Below are 19938 nucleotides of genomic sequence, written 5' to 3' on the forward strand. Positions count from 1 at the left end.
AATGATATTATGATGTGTACTTATTCAGGTTGGACTACGGCCAGGGCATACCTGCCTTGTATACCTGTTTCAATCCACTGGGTGCGTTCCAAAAACTGCTTAAAAGGCGTATTCTTTGCAGTAGGTATAAATTTTGCAACCAGCTGGCTTAATCCCTGTTGAGCAGCATCAGTATGCAGGAAACGGAGTACAATATCTTCTACTCCCCTTCCAAGAACCCTGCAGCTAAGCATGAAATTTTCGAGCAACAATGAGTTCCCGTCTACACGCGAAATAATAAGACCTGCCAAGCCATAATTCCCGAAACGATCTTCTACATGGATTATTCTATTAAAGCTATCAGGCGCATTAATAATTTGCTGTACCTCTTTCGATGTTCGTTGTAAACCATTCATATTAAACTGATTGGTTCGCTGTATAAGTTGCACCGCACGCTCTGTTTCTGCATTAGTTAAGGACAGCATGTTTACCTTAATGTTTAATGAGGCTATAAAACCGGCTAGCGAGTCGCTTTTAGTTTGCACATCGTTTCTCTCTTTTTCAGCCTTGTACCTATCATTGCGTTCCAGGTCTTCTTCTGTAAGGTAAAAGCGGTCAAAAGCCCAGTTATGCAATAAAAAATCAGTCATATCTGCAGGGTCTTCCGGAATAACCATGGCCAGTACCTCAGGACATCTGGCCGTTACCTGCTCTACCTCAAACTCGCTGTCATCAAGAAAGATAAAGCTGTCGGTTCCTAAATTCAATTCGTGGGCAATTGATTTTAAATTATCTGGTTTATGTTCCCAGTTTATTCTATGCGTAATAATATGCGAGCGCTGTAGCACCATTTGCGGATGATGATCGAAAACGTTCCATACGTCGGCCTCGTTATTTTTACTGGCCAGTACAATTAAAAATCCCTCATGGTATTTCTCTACCAAAAAACGTTGCAAAGCAGCGTATTGACCATCTATTTTTATTCCATCTAAACCTGCCTCCCCAACAATTCCCTTCCATAAAGTGTGGTCGCAATCTACCGCTATTACTTTATAGGGAGCAGTTTTCCAGGCATATATTTTTCTGACCAGGAATGTACCTAAAGCAGCATAATATTCTGGTGTAAAAGTGATATGGCCAATGTTATCAGCCCCATTATCAAATATTTCATCAACCTCATAAAGTTCGGTAACACCATTCATATCTAGCAGGTAACAACCGGTAAGGCTGGTAAAAAAATCTGTAAGCAATTGGCAAAGTTTGTTAATGGTATTGATCACTTCTATGTCATAATTACTGGAAGCTGAGGCAGGTACCACACCAACGAAACAAGGTGATAACATGCTATTTCTGCTATGGCTAAATGCAGCTAGCAACTCATTATAAGTTTTTTCCAGCAGGGCTGACTGATCTTTGGAGTTTAATGTGGGTTGATCACGTAACCAGTCTTCGGGACGTATAAATACAATATTTAGACCTTCATTTTTGCAGAGTATGCTATTTTCGTCATACAATTGCTGAAATACCTGGTTATAGGGCGCAAAATCAATTTTTAAGCCCAGATCAACTTCTTTACCCCAGTATTCCATATATTCTTTAAGCGGATCGGCTACAAAGGATGAACAGATGGTAATGCTTAGTTCGCTTTGCTGCGGTAATTCAGATGGTTCGGCAACCCACGGAAAATAAGCAGATAATGGCTGTGATGGATGGGCAATAATATCTTCCAGTAAATCAGTATACCGGGTTAGAAAAGTTGCCATACGTGGCTCTTTAAAAAGTGCTTTATTATACGTGAAGTACAGCTTTATCTCATTTCCTAGCGGATATATATCCAATTTAAAATCTAACACAGCATGAACCTCGCTGTTTTGATCTTTGATATAAGGACTCATCCTGATGCCTGTATCTCCAGTTGACAGATCACGGCCTGTAATGGATGTTTCGGAGTGAAAATTAACCATCGTATCAAAAAAAGGATTGCGTGCCCTATCACGTTCTGATAAACAATCGTCTACCATTAGGTCAAATGGATAATCCTGGTGCAGGTAAGCATTTACCAGTGTTTGATGGATAAAACGAAGGTAATCATCCAACTGATCGTTCTTATTGGCAGTGATGCGTACCGGCAGGAAATTGATAAACACACCAAGCATATTTTCCAAGTCGATATGACTTCTGCCTGAAACAAGAGAGCCTATTACCAGGTCCTGCTGATCGGTATAATGTGCCAGCAACATTCCATATAATGCAAACAACAGGTTATTTAAAGTAGTATTGCGTTCTAAAGCGAATGCTTTAAGCCTATCGGTTAATTCTGCAGACAATTCGTGAACCAGTGACCCGCCAGAAAAAGATAATACTTCCGGACGCTCAAAATCGGCCGGAAACCGGAGCACAGGAATGTTGTTCTGATACAGATCATTCCAGTATTTACCTTGCGATTGGTAAATGCCGGTATGCCAGGCCGCATAATCCCGGTATTGTAAGGTAAGCGGTGATAATGCCTTTCCAATTCCGGTAGCATAAAAACGATAGAGGTGCAACAGCTCCCGGGTAAGTATATTTCTCGACCATCCGTCGCTTACAATGTGATGGATATTAAAAAGGAAAATATATTTTTCTTCTGCCACCCTAACAAGTGTAGCCCGCAGCAGGGGGCCTTTTGATAAATTAAATGGCGCATGCATATCTTCGGTGATCATCTTTTCGATCACCTCAGCCGAATTTGCTGTATGCCCCAAATCTTTTTCGTTTAGCAAAAAGTTAATGTCGGCAGGTGGTAAAATGAGCTGGCGGGGCGCTCCGTTAACCGTAATAAATACGGTTCTCAGACTCTCGTGCCTGGCAATCAGTTTTTCCAGTACATATTTAAATTTCGCTGTATCCAGCTTACCTTCCAACAAAGTTGCACTGGGGACATTATAAGCGGCATTGCCTTCTTCAAACTGACTAAGCACCCACAAACGCTGCTGCGCATGCGATAATTGAAAATCTTCTTTTTCGGCTAATGCAGGTATTTCAGAAAACTGCTGTTCGGTTGCTCCAGGTATTAATTTTGCCAAAAGGTTAACCGTAGGGTAAGCAAAAATTTTACCTATATCAAGTTTTACGTTAAAGTGCTTGTGTATATGCGAAGTGAGCTGTATCGCTTTAAGACTATGCCCTCCCAGATCAAAGAAATTATCCGTAATGCCGATGCGGGTTTTACCCAGCACAGCTTCCCAAAGTGTAATCATTTCTTCTTCAATGCGGTTACTTGGAAGCACATATGCTGTTTCATTACCAGCATCTACTGCCGGAAGTGATTTTACATCGATTTTTCCGTTGGCAGTTATGGGAAGGCTCTTCATCGGAACAAAGTAGCTGGGAATGAATGCATCCGGAAGAAATTCATTAAGAAAATCACGGAGCTGCTTTGGTGAAACCGGAACATTGCTTTCGTAATAAGCCGCGAGTTCCTTACCAAAAACATCATTTTCAATGGCAATTACTGCAACCCGATTAATGTCTTCATACCGCAATAGTGCATTTCTTACCTCATTTAATTCGATCCGGTAGCCACGTATTTTTACCTGGTCATCTTTTCTTCCTTTAAAAACAATTGTTCCGGAAAGTGTCCAGCAGGCCTGATCACCGGTTTTATACATAATCGAACCCGGTTTCCTGGGATGATCAGTAAATTTCTCCCTGGTCAGTTCATCATTATTCAGGTACCCTGAAGCCAAACCTGCGCCAGAAATACAAAGTTCTCCGGCAACACCCGGAACAGCATAATGGCCATGCTCATCTAAAATAGAAACAAAACTGTTTGCAATGGGATAACCGATTACCGGATGGGTAGCGTAGGAATCGATCTTGTTGTTATCAATCAGTATGGCGATAGTGCCAATGGTGGTTTCTGTAGGCCCATAGTGATTGGCCAGTTGGACAGATGGTTTAATGCTGATCATTTTTTTCAGATCAGGTACACGTATCGGTTCGCCACCCATAATAACTAAACGCAGTGCACTATCTGTAAAAAGATCGGCATTGGTAGCGCTAACCAGCAGTTGAAAAAGGGATGGTGTTGTTTTTAAAAAAGTAATTTTTTCATCTGCAATATATTGTACCATTACCCCGGGATTTCTAATCAAATTATCGGGAATAAGGTGTAAACAGCCTCCGCCCAAAAGCATGCCCCATACACTTGTATAACCAAGATCGAAAGCATAAGAAGAGAGCAATACCGCACTGTCTTTTTCTGTAACTTCAAAGTAAGCCCGGAGCCAGCTCACATAATTGACCAGGGATTGATCAGAGATTAAAACACTTTTTGGCTTTCCTGTTGTACCTGAAGTGTAAATGACGTAAACCACAGCATCTGTTTTTCGTACAGGGAAATGAGCTGCTACCTGATTTTCATTTAAAATGAGCTCGTCAATCCATACGGTATCTATTTTATCATCCAGCATATTGCCCAAACTACTGTGGCTAAGTAATACTTTGGCAGAACTATCTTCCAGGATAAAAAGGGTGCGGCTAACAGGACTTCGAGGATCAATTGGTACGAAAGCAGCACCTGCTTTTATGATCCCCAGCATCCCAACAATCATGTGTTCATTTTCTTCACATAACAACCCTATGCGGTCGCCCGGCCTGATTGATTTTTCTTTAATCAGATAATCCGTCAATCTGTTGGCTTTATTGGATAATTCAGCATATGAAATTCGTTTATCCCCTGCAACCACAGCAATTGCTTCAGGATATCGTGCCGCTGCTTTATCGAACATTTCATCAACAGTGTAGGACGAAGCAGGAAATACCTGGTGATGAGGATTGAATGATTCCATCATGTCATCCAGTAACGAAGCCGGGAGCAGCTGCAAGTTGTTTAACCGAATGGTAGTATCCGAAAAGCATTGTGCTGTAATGTTGCTGTACACTTCTGCCAGCAATTGAATACTTTCTTTACTGAAGGCATTTTTATTATAAATAAATTCCAGATTCAACGCTCCGTTTTCATTAATACACCTTAGCTGGATTTTTTTAGCTTCAACAAGGGTTTCGCGGTTCAAAACCTCAATTAAACCATCATTAATTACCTGATTATGGATGCTTAATGGCGAATTTATAAATTCAAACACATAAGAATATGTAGCATCTGGCCTGCCCGAAACTTCGTGTAAGAGCTTATATTCACCATTAGTTTCTATCATATCGCGATATGCTTCGAGGCAGAAGGCAAAAGACGTGTTTTCATCAATGGCCAGCGATATCGGTAAACAAAAGGAAAGCAATCCCATTATATCGTGAAGTTCTTCAAAATCACGGCCATTGTTAATATGCTGTGTAATGATATCCTGTTTACCGCAGAAATTCCAGATTAACCATTGCCAGCAAACGCCCAGCCGAGCCTCTAAATCCTCATCAGCATGAGTTGAAGGGGGAAGCTGAAGGGCATACACACCGGGATCGAACACTGCGGTGTTTAAAGGATCTTCATCAAAAATCATTGCCGACATCTGGGCAATAAAACTATTTTTTTTCCAGTAAGTAATTCCATCTTCGTTTTCTTCGGCTTCGAGAAGTTGATTCTGCCATTCGGAGAACTGAAGATAGGGCAAAGCTTCTTCTGGTGTGGCAGTTGCATCATTCCCTGCCAAATAGCCCGCTATTAATTGATTTGCCAATACGTTAATGCTGTAAAAATCTGCACACAGCGCAGGGGTAGTCATCAGGATATGATTAACTTCATCCGGGCCATTTACCACATCAAGCCGTACAAGCGGCCCGTTTTCAAGATCAAAAACCTGTTTCGAAGCAATTTTAATTATTTTACTTAATGCATCCGGGTTAGTTATCATATGCTCACCAAAAATAAAGTCAGCAAAATCGTTAATAACCTGCACCGGCCATTCAATTCCGGCAGGCTTGATGTAAGTGGTGCGGAATATGCTGTATCGGTTGATAATTGCGCTCAAAGAACTTTTAAGCCTTTCCGGCTCAAGCACTCCTGTAATCTTAATGGTTACTTGGGTATATGGAATATGATGGTCCTTATACTTTTTAAAAAAATGTTGCTGCTGTGGCGATAAGCGGTAATAAGATAGCTGTTCCATAATAATTATTTCAACTGTTCGGGTTTTAGCAAAGAAAAGTCAGTGTACACCCGTTCTACTTTCCGTAATAAAGCATTAAATTCTATAGCAAGACCAAAATCATTCCCGATCCAGTCGCGTGTTAATCTGGCAGTTTCCCCATCAATAAGTTTTATATCCTGAGTTTGCATGGCCAGCATATTTAAACGATAAGCCCTTTCTGCCGCTACCATTCTGATTACAGCAGATTCTATATTGGCACCGCAGGTTATAGTGCCGTGATTGCGGAGCACAATCATATCCTTACCTTTTAAAGCCGCAGCAAGCTGCATCGCCTCTTCAGTGTCGTTTACCGGACCACCAAAATGCCCGTATAATTCATGATTCTCAAAAAAAAGGCAGCAATTTTGATCTATGGGTTTTATATACCGATCGAGCGCACTAAAAAGTGTTCCCCATGGAGAATGGGTGTGTACTACGCAATTTACCTGGGGATAATGGTTGTGGATAGCCGCGTGGATACAGAATCCGGCAACATTAACCGGATAATCTCCTTCAATCACCTCACCATTTTTATCAACTTTAATCAGGTTTTTTGCGGTTATTTCCTCCGCCAGCATACCAAAAGGATTTACCCAAAAACAATCCGACTCCCCGGGTACACGCATACTGATGTGCCCGCTGATACCGCCCTCATCCAGCCCTTCGGTAACCATCACTCGGTAAGCAGCGGCGAGTTTATACTTTAATATACTATGGTCTGTATCATGGCTTGCATGATTGATAAAAAATTGTGCTGTAGCATGGCGGGTATTATTTACAACTTTGCTGTTTAACTGTTCTTCTACAGGTTTGTAATGATAAGGATCGGCCATGGCTACAAGTACCTTTCGCGTTCCCTCGAAAGGTTCGCGCCCATGCGCAAAAAGTAAATTATCCAGCATAATTACATCCGATGCCTTCCAGTCAAATTTAAATTGTGCCCTCCTGTAAGCTTCTCTTATTTCTTCCAGGTAAGCAATTGGAATGGGCGAACCATCGCCAAAAAAGGTATTTCTGGGCAGATGATCAAAGCCGCACTGCTCAATCAGGTAATCCTGAACGGCAGGAGCCTGACTAGAGATATGGAAAAGATGTGCCTGATTAAACCATACCCATTCTTTACTTTCCGGATGTTGAATAACAGCCTGGCACACCTGCCTGGTTCTTAAAGCATTATGCTCTTTCCATTCAAAGGTTATATTTTTTTTGCGGAAATATTTTTCTGCATCTTCTTTGCTTTCAGTTTGATAAACCTCCTGCCAGGGCAGGTCTAGTTCGTTACCGAAATTACGCACATACATTACCCCTTTTTTTATAAATTCATTGCGCAAGCTTTCACTAAGGCCTGCAAATACCTTTCGGCTATCTGCCAGCGGTGTTGCACCGCCAACCTCGGCGGGTTTTACGCTATAAAACCAAATTTTTTGAGGCCAATCGTTGCTGTAAGAATGTTCATTGTGCATGGGAATATGTTCCTCTTTCGGATATTCTGTTGAGGTATATACTTTTTCAGCCACCTGCCTACGGGGTGTAGAAGGTTCAGAATAGTCCATAAGCTCATTCGATAATTTCCGTGTAAATGAGTTGAATGCGGCATCATCATTAACGTTGAAACCACGGAATAATACGGCTCCGTAGCGTTTATAGGCATCGTCAATACTGCTTTTATTTACTGTTGCCCACGCATTTAAATCAAGCCGCTCCCCTGTTTCAAACATTGCCAGTTCTCCGTTTCCTGTGTTAAGAAATGATAATCTGACTGTGGTAAGGGGATCAATTTTAATGGATTGAGGCTGAGTATTCATGAGCCCTTTTAAGGCATCCTGCTTTAATTTCATCTGAACTTCGGGTAAGTATTTATAATGATTATCCTTAACTGTTAATCCTTTTAGGGGCGGTATTAATCAGCATTTTCAGGTTGTTTTTATGTGTATTCGTTCTGTTTGCTTTTTTGTTTTCGCTAACCAGCGCATCATATCTGTTTAATTCTTTTATGCTCTGATCAGGATTTAAGGTAATATCTTCCAGTAACTGCATGTAACCTGTAACCACCGCCTGGATGGTTTCTTTTTTAAAGAGCGCATACTTATATTCAAAAACACCAGTTAAATTACGGCCTTTACGCATCACCAGGCTAAAATCGAACTTGGAATTTATTTCTTTAGGAATGATTTTGGTTGTCTTGAAATTGAGCTCTTGCAATGCTGAGTGCGCATGTTCATTGTCATCATTCATCACAAACCTGGCTTGAAAAACAGGATTTAAGCCAACCTGCCTTTTATAATCCAGGCTGGTAATGAGCTGATCGAAAGGCATATCCTGGTGGGCAAAATCTAAAAGTACTTGCTCTGCAGTGCCTGTTAATAATTCACCAAAGCTTTCTTCGGTATTTATTGTTGTTTTAATGGCCAGTGTATTTACAAAAAAACCAATGATAGATTCGAGGTCTGCATGCCTGCGCCCTGCAGTTGAGGTACCCAGTATAATTTCATTCTGGTTGGAAATGTGATGAAGCAATACATTAAATGCGGTAAATAAAACAGCAAAAAGCGAGGTCTGGTGCGCGGCTGCCAATTGCTTTAGTTTTTCATACAGGCGATCTTCAACACTGAAAACAAATCCTTCGCCATCTGCCTTGTTATTCTCCTCCCGGTTAAACGAAAGTGGCAGATTTAAAACCGGAATATTACCTCCAAGCCTCGATTTCCAGTAAGCAATGCTTTCTTCAAATTGCGGGCTCTCCAGGTATTTTTTCTGCCAGGCTGCAAAGTCTTTGTATTGTATGCCAAGTGCGGGTAACTTTATGGTTTCTTTAGCTGTTATGGCCTGGTAAATGGTAATCCAATCATGAATGAAAATATCCATAGACCATCCATCGCTGATGAGATGGTGCATGGCCACTACCAGCATGGCAGTGTGATTGTTAAATGTATATATTTCTACCCTGGTAAGTAAAGCATTTACCATTGAAAATGATTTGGCATTTTCATATTCAATCAGGCTAAAACATACAGATTCATCAGGAATGCCATTTTTTTGTATAACGTTAAAATAAGGATCGGCTTCATCCAGGATTTTCTGTCGTGGCAGCCCCTGTTCATCATTGATAAAAACGGTACGCAAACTTTCATGACGGGCTGTTAGCAATAAATAAGCTTCTTTTAATGCGCTTATATTTAATTCCCCTTCAATCAGCAGCCCCCCTGTAATATTATAAGCAGTGGCATTTTCGGGATATTGACAGGCAAGCCAAAGACGGAGCTGATTGCTGGATAATTCATAATCATCAGCCAGGGGTACTTTATTGATGCGGCTATATTTTTGCTGCTCTTTTGAAGCAACAAACTGTGCTAAATGAAAAATATCCTTATTACTGAACACATCCCTTAAAGTAATTTTCACCTCGAGCTGCTGTTCTATTTTATTAATGAGCCTGAGTGCGATAAGACTATTTCCGCCACACTCAAAAAAATTATCATTTACACTAATTTTTTCCCTATTCAGTAATGCTTTCCAGATATCGGCCAGGAGCAGTTCGGTTTCCGTTTCTGGTGGACGGTAAGCTTCCTGAACAACATTAACAGCAGTTACATCAGGCAATAACCTCCTGTTAACCTTACCATTAGAAGTTAATGGAATATGATCTACCTCTACAAAGATTGATGGTAGCATGTAAGCGGGCAATCGCTCTTTTAAATAAGCTATTAAAGTGCTCCTGCTATAAGTATCTTTTACTGTTAAATAGGCTACCAGCTGCTTATTGCCCAAGGCATCATCACTATCGGTTACGATACATTGGTTTACCGTGCCTGATTGAAGTAGGTGCGTAACAATTTCTCCGGGTTCTACACGGTATCCACGGATTTTTATCTGTTGATCAACCCTGCCCATAAATAAAATACCACCATTTGGCAACCGCTGCACAAGGTCTCCGGTTCTGTAAACTTTATTTGTATCTGCCGGGTTAAATGGATTATTGATAAATTTTTCGCCGGTAAGCACCGGATTATTTACATAACCTTTAGCTACACCCTTACCACCAATCAGTAATTCTCCGGCTATTCCCAGAGGGCATAATGAGAAATCACGGTCTACAATATACACTACACTGTCGGAAAAAACATCTCCTATGGGTACAGTGTGGCAATTTTCTGCTGGATTAGTTTCATATAATAATTTTCCAATGGTGGTTTCTGTTGGCCCGTAATGATTAATTACCCTAACATCAGGCCTTTGGTCATTAATCAGCCGAATAATCTCACCGGATAACTCTTCCCCGCCAAAAATGATCATTTTTGAAGGGTACAGAAAGCCAGCTTCTGTATCCATCGATTTCCAGTAAGAGGGTACTATTTTTATACAATCTATGCTATGTTCCCTAAAATACCGCTGCATACTGCCCGGCATACTCAACATATCTTTAGAAAAAAGGTGAAGGCTGGCTCCGGATGTAATTGCACTAAAGAGTACTGTATTTCCAAGGTCAGTTGATATGGTAGACATTAATCCATAACTGCGGTTAGCCGCTAAACTAAGCTTAGAAAAAATACCAGATAAATAGTCGATAATATTGCCATGGGTTACCATTACTCCTTTAGGGTTTCCGGTAGAGCCTGAGGTATAAATTACATAAATGAGGTCGTCTGCAATTAAGTTGTTTCGAACTGCTGTTGCAGGCTGCGAGTGCATTTCTTCAATGATCACAATCAGGAGCCCGCTATCTATAAACAAGTGCGCGGCAGCTTTATTGCAAACCAGAATCTTCGCGTTAGTATCTTTTATAATAAAGTTTACCCTCTCTGCCGGGTAATCAGCATCCAGCGGTACATAGGCTGCTCCAGCCTTTATAATACCCAGCATACCGGTTATGGTAAGTTCTAATGTGTCTGCTATACAAAGCAGAATTAATTCGCCCGAGTTTAACTCCTGCATGCTTAAATATCCAGCTAATTGATCAGATGTTTTGTCAATTTGCCTGTAGGTTATTTTTTTTTCCTCAAAAACAACAGCAATTTCGTCGGGTACTTTTTCTACCTGCGCTTTAAACAAGGTTAGGATTGTATTTGGCTGAGCCTTTTTTATCTCACTATTTTTGTTGGCCAGCAATTCACTTTGCTCTTCGGGCTGGAGCATTTGAATATGGCCGATCCGTTGTGAGGGATCATTTACAATAGAAGACAGGAGCATTTGAAAATGCCCTTTCATCCTTAAGATCGTTTCAGGGAGAAACAGGTTGCTACGGTATTGTATGCTCACGTCTAATCCCGACAGGTTTTCGGCTATACTTAAAGTCAGATCAAATTTTACCGTTTTCTGTTCGAGCTCCTGCAGGGAAAAGCTTACCTCACCAATTTTTGATGCCGTGATGATCTGGTTGTTCTGAAAAACAAATAAAGATTGGAACAAAGATTCATGAGCTGTATCTCCGTCATTTTTAATGCTATTGAGAACTTTTTCGAAAGGAACATCCTGGTTTGCAAATCCATCTATTGTCGTGTTTTTTACACTCGCCAACAAATCGGTAAAAATAGGATTACCACTAAGATCGCTACGCAATGCGATGGTATTAACAAAAAAACCAATTAAAGTTTCTACCTCTTTCCCCGTTCTATTAGCCGTAGGAGATCCTACACAAATATCAGTGTGCCCGGTGTACCGGTACAACAAAACTTTGAAAACAGCCAGCAAGGTCATGTAAAGGGTAACGCCTTCTTTAATGGATAAAGCGGTCAATGCTTCACATAATTCTTTTTGGATTTTAAAGTTTAATGATCGCCCGGCAATGTTTTTCACCGGTAAAGGAATAAAGTCTGTAGGAAGATTCAGCGGGCTAAGATCTTTCAGCTGTTCTTTCCAATATAATAATTTATGATCTAAAACTGGTCCGCTAAGATAGTTGCGCTGCCAGATCGCATAATCTGCATATTGGATGGCAAGTTCAGGCAGCATAACCGCTTGCCCTGCTTTAATTGCATTATAAACGGCAATCAGTTCATCTATAAATATAACCATAGACCAGCCGTCAGAAACAATGTGATGCATTACAATCAGCAGCTGATATTCATGCTGCGTAAGTTTCAGCAAACTGGCACGTATTAAATGGTCTGTTGAAAGATCGAAGGATCTGCCTAGTTCTAAATTGATAAAGTTTTCCTTATCATTTTGATCAACGTCAGTAAGTTTCCATTCATTTTGAGGAAAAATTTTCTGGTAAGCCTGATTTTCGTGCTGAGCAATAACGGTACGCAATACTTCATGCCTGTTAATTAAGTAAGAGAATGCATCTTCCAATGCATTTCTATCCAAATCGCCTTCCAGCTTTAACAATATGGGTACATGATATTGACTGCTGCCTTCTATCTGGTCAATTAACCATAAACTTTCCTGCGAAAATGACAGGGGAATAAATGCAGGCTTTGTAACAGCAACAACCGACGGAACCGAAACGTCTTGTTCTTTTTTATGAATTTCGGTGCTTAATGCACTTACGGTAGCACTTGCAAATAATGTTTTGATTGGTATATCTACAAAGAAAACCGCTTTAATTGCAGATGAAACACGTGTTAGCATCAACGAATTCCCGCCAAGCCTGAAAAAATCGTCGTTTACCCCAATCCTATCTACTTCGAGGATATCCTGCCAGATCTTTATTAGTTTTTCTTCGGTATCATTTGCAGGAGCCAGGTAATCTTCCCTGACCAGGTCGCTTTCAACCGGGTTGGGCAGGTTGTTTTTATTTACCTTACCGTTTGGTGTTAGCGGCAGTCGATCTAAATGTACAAAAAATGATGGCAGCATAAATTCAGGAAGCAAGCGGCGCAGTTTTTTGAGCCAGCCTGGTATATTGATTGCTGTAGCTGATACATAATAAGCCACCAATACTTTTTGCCCCTTAACCACTTTAACCGCTACCGAAGCCTGTTGTAAACCCGAACGAGTGCTGAATAAGGCATGCTCAATTTCACCGGTTTCTATTCTGTACCCTCTTATTTTAACCTGTTCATCTTTCCTTCCTAAAAACACTACATTGCCGTCTTCAAGCCATTTACCCAAATCACCCGTTTCATACATCCTGTTTTCGGGAATAAATGGATCTGAAATAAATTTTTCTGAGGTTAATGTTGGATTATTTAAATAACCTCTGCCTACACCTACGCCAGAAATATAAATCATTCCTGCTACTCCTACTGGTACTGGTTCCATCTCCTCATCCAAGATATAGACTGATAAGTTGGCTATCGGCTTTCCGATAGGTATGTTTACACGGTTTGTATCAGCTGTACTAACTTGATATGTGGTAGCACAAACAGCACATTCGGTAGGCCCGTAAGCATTAAAATAATGGGTATATTTTGCCACTTCTCTTGCTTTTGATACATTTGCCACTTCTCCTGCAGTAATAATGCACCTCAGGTTTTTTACATCATCAATGCTTAGCAAATCAAGATAGCTTGGCGGGAAAGTGACTACAGTAGCCCCGCTATCTTTTAAAAACACTTTAAACTTTTGTTGATCTATAATGGTGTCTTCATCAGGAATAAGTAAAACAGCCCCGCTATATAATGCCATCATCATTTCAGATATACTGGCATCAAATGCAACGGCTGCAAACCATACTACGCGGTCAGTTTCGGTAATGTTAAATTTCCTGATCTGATCAAGCGACATATTTACGTTACCCGCATGCTCAATAATTGCTCCTTTAGGCATTCCGGTTGATCCTGAAGTATAGATTACATAAGCCATATCATTCGGAGCAATAGACTGGCTAAGGTTTGTAGCAGGCAGGTAATCAATTTTTAATTCGTCCAGGTAAATGGTATCAATACCTGTAGGCGTACCTCCAGTATCACTGATAACCAGTTTAGCCATACTATCTTTCAGGATATAATTCTTCCGGTCATCCGGATATTTCAGATCCAATGGCAGGTAAGCTGCACCTGTTTTTAATATGGCCAGCACCGATATCAGAAAATTATCTGATTTTGGCATCAGCACGATCACGATATCGCCGGCACCAATTGCACAATAATCTTTTAAGTAATGCGCCAAACGGTTAGCAGTTTCGTTCAGTACCGAATAAGTGAGACTGCTGCCTTTAAAAACAGAAGCGGTGTGGTTTGGTTGTTTTGCCACCCGATCTTCAAACAGGCTGATGATGGTCTGATCTTTGGGATAATCAAAGCGGGTCTGATTAAAATCGCAAAGGATTTGATGCTTTTCTACAGCGGATAAAAGCGGTATATCTTTGCAGGGCAATTGCAGGTAACTTTCTAATTGCATCACCAACTTGCGGTAATTGTGTAGAAAATGCCCTGCAACACCATCTTCTGTAAAAATTTTAGAAAAGTTTATACTGATGCTTATCCCCGCTAACCCCCTGTTTGTTACCATGAGTTGGAAAGGCATTTGCTCACTTTCAATGGCCACATTATTTGTATAAGAAAATCCAAACTGTGCTACCTCATTAAAACCGATAAATCCCAGCCTGTTTTCCAGTGAGGTAAGATCATAATCGGCATATTGATATACTTCCTCTATCTCCGCCTTACCTTCCTGAAAAGATTGTTTTAAAGTATCTTCTTTTTGATGGTTAATGGCAATGAACAAAGGATTACCATCTTTATGCACTTCCAGGTGATTTAAGGTATAGATAGCTGTTGGCGAACCCGGAAAATACCGCTCTAACAATACCCTGTAGAGGGTGATTAAAATGGTTAACTCGGCAGTATATCTGTTGCCGGTTATTTTATTAAAAAAAGCTTTATCACCATTGCTAATATACAAGGTAGTAGTAGATAAAGACCTATCCACTTTAAGGGGCAGAATATCTTTATTTTTTATCTTATTTACCCAATAATCACTTTTAAGTTTATTTTCAATATTATCAGCCATTGCGGTTAATTTCTAGGGATAAATAATTTTTAACCAGTTTTCTGCCTTCTGGATTAAACAATAGAATATACAGCAGATTAGATTTAGGATTTTCCTTGGAATTTTTATCGTTACAAATTACTTTATACCCAAAGTTTTATTGCCAGCCACCGGATATACCAATAATTGCTGAATAAAACCGAATGAATAAAGCTAGCGCTACAATGAACAACATGAGCAACTGGAAAAACAGAGATTATTGTTCGGATTTAACTACATTATCAATGCCATTTACTAAGGCAACAATGATAATAATTAATTCTTACTGAACAAAATATATTTGTCATTTTACTTAATTATTGTAATCACCAACTGTAATATTAAGAAGACACAAATCATTGCGATGTTTTGGCTTAAATTAAGGTTTATGACCACTAAACATTTTTAAAGCATATTAAATATTTAAATCGATTATATTTGTGTGTTAAAGCATCATTTTTCTTCAAAAACATATACACATTCCAGGATGGTGTCTAAAACGCTATTTTCCAGTTCAGCATTTAATTTAAATCCGCAGGTATACGCCAGTTCGTGAGAAATTTTTCTGTATAATTCTACCTCTCCTACCAGCGACTGAAACATGGTATTGATATCAGAATGAGGAAAATTCCGTAGCAACCCGACATAAAATTCAGGATCGCACCACTGCTGTATTTTTTTGGCCTGAGGATAAATATTTTTCACTGGATGATGAATTGCTGCATGCCACTCCATCATTTTAATTAATTGATTTTTCATTGAATTATCCAGAACAACAATGGCATAGTAAAAATCTTGACGCATCAGTTTTGCTGCCATTTTATTTGCCGTATGCCAAAATCTTTTATAATTGTTATAAAACCGTTTTGCATCAGCCTGGCCGGCTAAAAAATGTTTCGGAGCATCCTGGTACCGGTGTAAAATGGTTTCCAAAATCTCCTCTTTAGCATGGATCAATTCAAAGCCATTATTTAATATCTGGTCAAAATTCTGTTGAAAATGGTTGTCATTTTTAGTAAGATGTAAGTTATTAATCACATTTACATTAATGCAGCATCCATTTTTTAAAAGAATATTTACCACAACACCAAAAGCACCCTCAGCGTTTGACAGGCTTAAATTGTCTTTAAAAGATTTACGCCAAGTATCGTGGTTGGTGTACTTATAACAGTTTGTCGTAATTAAAAAACAATCTATTTCCAAAAGGCTTCCATCCTTGCTACATAACCCATTATCGGAAATGAAAATTGCATCAATATCATCTTCACCTTCAGGCAATTTATATAGCGGAATGGTGATTTCTTTTAAATCGGTAACTGTTCCTATCAGTTGTTTCTCCATAAAGGCATTGTACACCTGTTTTTCAAGTAACCTGTTTGGATTAAATTCTTTTTTAAGTGCTATATGATTAGATAACTTGATATAAATTTGCATGGTTTGCAAAACTGCGTCTCTTACCTCATCTTCGCCGGCATTTGGAAAAACGTTAAATAGCGCTAAGTATAGTTTCGGATCACACCACTGTTTCAGTTTGGCACCATAATAAAATACATCTAAATTTTTATCGTTAGTTTCGAGCAAAGTGTACCACTGGATAAGCAGGATCAAGTTTCGTTTCAGAATATTGTCTACCATAATGTTGGCATAGGCCAGTTCGTTCCCAATTAACCAGGTATTCATTTTATAACAATTTTGCCAAAACTGGTTCCAAAGCCCGTTAAACCGCTCTTCGTTCAAAATCATATCCTTATCTTCACTCCCTGCCTCGTGTTTAAATACAAGATTTATAATTTCCTGAATATCGATAGTATCAAAAACAATCTGGTATCCCCTTTTCAGGTAATAATGAAAATCATAAATATGGTTGTTGATTAACCGGATTAAATTTTCGGGCAGTTGTAAGGGCGTTTCCGCCAAATAATTCTTTACTTGAGTAAATTCTTTAACATCAACAATTAACAAATCCAGGGCAGGACCATCTTTCATGATTAATTTGTTAACTTTCATGTGCGCTACGATATCTTTTACAACCAATCTTGAAATCACTTCGCCAAGCTCATCTACCCATTCTAAATCAGCATCGTTAATATATTTTAACGGATCAGAAGTAAATATAATCAGATCTAAATCTGAGTATTTATCGCTACTGGTTAAAGCGGCCGATCCAAAAGCAATAATCGATTTTATATCATCGCTTTTGTTTCCAAATAATTTAAATCTATCAATCATATTTATAAATTAACAGGGATATTCCATAGTTCATCAGCCTCCAATGAATGGCTTTTCAGGTCTATATCTTTAACAACCTGGCCGTAATCAAATTTAATAATGCGATCTGCATGTTTAAAGTAAGCATCATCGTGTGTAACTGCGATAATGGTTTTTCCTTGTTCTCTTAATTTAATCAGCATTTCCTCGTAAAAATATTTTCTAAAGTGCGGGTCCTGGTCTGCCGCCCATTCATCCAGTACCAGTATTGGGCGTTCTTCCAGTAAGGCAAAAATCATTGCCATCCGTTTGGTTTGCCCCTTAGAAAACTTTCTTCTCGCTGCAGCATCATCAATACCTGATACTACGGTATCGAGTTCCATCGTTTCTAATAAGGCTTTATATACCGCGTTATTTTCAAGTTTATATCCTTCATAATTTGCAGAAAAGAGATGAGGTTCGGAATAAACAGCAGAAATATGGTTTCTGTAATATTGAGAATCATTGCCCACCCTTTTCCCGTTAAAAAAAATATTTCCCGAGGTGGGATGATAAATACCGGTAAGCAAATTGATAAAAGTACTTTTACCACTTCCATTTCCACCAATTACAAAAATAAACTCCCCTTTTTTAATTGTCAGGTTGATTTCTTTTATCGCGAATCCATCACCAGATAAAGCAGATTTATATTGATAAGAAACCTGATCAAATACGATTTCATTTAACCCTTCTGGGTGAGTTGTTAATGACTCTGCAACATTTGAAACAGGGAGATCTTTAATGTCTTTCAAAAAGGTAGCAATTCTTTTATTTGCTACAAACGCCCTGTTAAAGAACCCTTGGAGCGCCATTAAACTATTTATTGGTCCGCGTATAAAAAGAAGAATAATTACAAATGTAGTTACCTCTTGCTTGTTCAGCATTCCAGTTCGCGGAAGGATAAATATTACAATGCCAATAAGTAAGTACAGGCCATATTGACTAAAAAGATTAATAACAGACATCAGTCCGGATACCCTGGTTTCTATTTTATTAACGGATAACCTGTTCGGGCGTAGATAATTTTCCCTGATACCTGTTCTTCTGATCATACTTAACTTAAATTCTCTAAAGCCTTTAAGAATATCATCAACAATTGCAAAATAACTATTATTAAGCTCTTTAAGCCTATCCATACTATGCTTTACTTTTATATTTACGGCATAATAAACTGACGAAATCACCATAATCAGTGTAATGATAAAAATGGCAGATGGAAGCGAAACAACCAGAAAATAGATTAAACAGATAAACAATGTCATTAACGATGTAATAGCAGTATTGATGATGCCCGGTAAAAAAACGAGCACCCGAAGGTCTTCTATTATACTGTAAATTCTTTGTAAACCAATTTCTTCCAGGTGATGCATACTAGCCTTCTGGAAATTTTCCATAATATGCAGTTCACTTTCATAAATAAGCTTATTTGAAAAAACAATAATTTTCTTTTGAAAAAATATATTCAGTAAAAAAGAAAATATAACAAGTGAGAAAAAGTATATATCCAGGTTACCATAAATAGCTAACATTTTGCCTGATACAATATAATTTACCATAGTTAATATACCGAGAGTAAGTATTGTATTTGGAATTGAAAAAGCCACCAAAAACAAAATACTCTTTACTGAAATTCTGAACATAAGTTTAATTTAAGGAGTTGCTTTATAAAAAATCATGTATAATACTAATTAAGCGCACTATATAAAAAAATTTGATAGCTAACAGTTTTAAATATTTATAAACCAGTAAAAAAATCATTTTAATACCTGTTGTGTATATGATAGAACACGAGTACCATGCTTTAACAACAATTAATGATCTGCATATATTTAATCAGTAATATCCCAGCTCAAAAGGGCGTAAATAAGCACTTACAGCTTTAATCATTTGCTTTTTTACATTATTATTGCTAACAAAATGTTATCAGTACTGAAGGCTTTCTGCTACTCTAAAGTTCATTAGTTTGATTAATTGTTCCATGTGCTCCTGGTGGAAGAAATGTCCGCCGTTAAAATGATAGATACTGCATAAACCGGAAGTATGTTTTTTCCAGCTATCGCATTGGTCAGCAGAAAACTCATCACTTTTACCAAGAAAAACAGTAATTGGAAAAGGCAGTGGCCGAATGCTTTCCTGAACATCGTGTGTTTCTACAATCTTAAAATCATTTCTTAAAAGCGGAAGAAATATATCCAAAAAATCTGCGCTGTTAAACAATTCCGGAGATGTACCTCCAAGTTCTAAAATGGAAGCCTTAAACTCACTTTCGCTTAACAAATGATATTTTTTTTTCCTGTCTGCAAGGTGCGGAGCGCGACAACCCGAGAAGAAAGCATGAATTGGTATTTGGTTATTGCTATTTACCAGTTTCTGGATAACTTCATAGGCTATCATCGCACCCATACTATGACCAAACAATACATATGGTAACCCATTTATTTTTTTTTTAATCAGGTGATATGCGTCATCCACTGCTGCTGATAAATTTGGGTAAAAGCTATCGTTTATACGCGTACCTCTACCAGCAAGCTCAAGCGGAATTATTTCAATAGAGGGATGTAAATATGGTTTCCAATTGTAATAAGCCAATGATGACCCACCCGCGAATGGCAAACAGAATAACTGAATTTTATTCATAAAGAACTTAATTGTTAACAATTGTATAGTTTGGAAGATT

Annotated in this window: 6 protein-coding genes; all 6 read right to left on the reverse strand. The window is 38.8% G+C overall.

Going from position 1 to position 19938, the window contains the following annotated elements:
* Positions 1–20: 20 nt before the first annotated feature.
* Positions 21–6080 (reverse strand): non-ribosomal peptide synthetase, encoded by a 6060-nt coding sequence (locus tag EV200_RS11750; RefSeq protein WP_132532800.1) that lies wholly within the window; start codon positions 6078–6080, stop codon positions 21–23.
* A 5-nt stretch (positions 6081–6085) separates the two neighbouring features.
* Positions 6086–7939 (reverse strand): TauD/TfdA family dioxygenase, encoded by a 1854-nt coding sequence (locus tag EV200_RS11755; RefSeq protein WP_132532802.1) that lies wholly within the window; start codon positions 7937–7939, stop codon positions 6086–6088.
* A 34-nt stretch (positions 7940–7973) separates the two neighbouring features.
* On the reverse strand, positions 7974–14996 hold the full coding sequence (locus EV200_RS11760) for an amino acid adenylation domain-containing protein (protein ID WP_132532804.1): 7023 nt from the start codon (positions 14994–14996) through the stop codon (positions 7974–7976).
* A gap of 471 nt (positions 14997–15467) precedes the next feature.
* Positions 15468–17243, reverse strand: a complete 1776-nt coding sequence (locus EV200_RS11765) for an aminoglycoside 6-adenylyltransferase (protein WP_132532806.1) — start codon at positions 17241–17243, stop codon at positions 15468–15470.
* Positions 17244–17245: 2 nt separating this feature from the next.
* Positions 17246–18655, reverse strand: a complete 1410-nt coding sequence (locus tag EV200_RS11770; protein ID WP_165877917.1) for an ATP-binding cassette domain-containing protein — start codon at positions 18653–18655, stop codon at positions 17246–17248.
* Between the two features lie 529 nt (positions 18656–19184).
* Positions 19185–19898: a thioesterase II family protein gene (locus EV200_RS11775; protein WP_132532810.1), complete on the reverse strand. Its 714-nt coding sequence runs from the start codon at positions 19896–19898 to the stop codon at positions 19185–19187.
* Positions 19899–19938 lie beyond the last annotated feature (40 nt).

The sequence above is a fragment of the Pedobacter psychrotolerans genome, from assembly GCF_004340665.1.
Taxonomy (GTDB): Bacteria; Bacteroidota; Bacteroidia; order Sphingobacteriales; family Sphingobacteriaceae; genus Pedobacter; species Pedobacter psychrotolerans.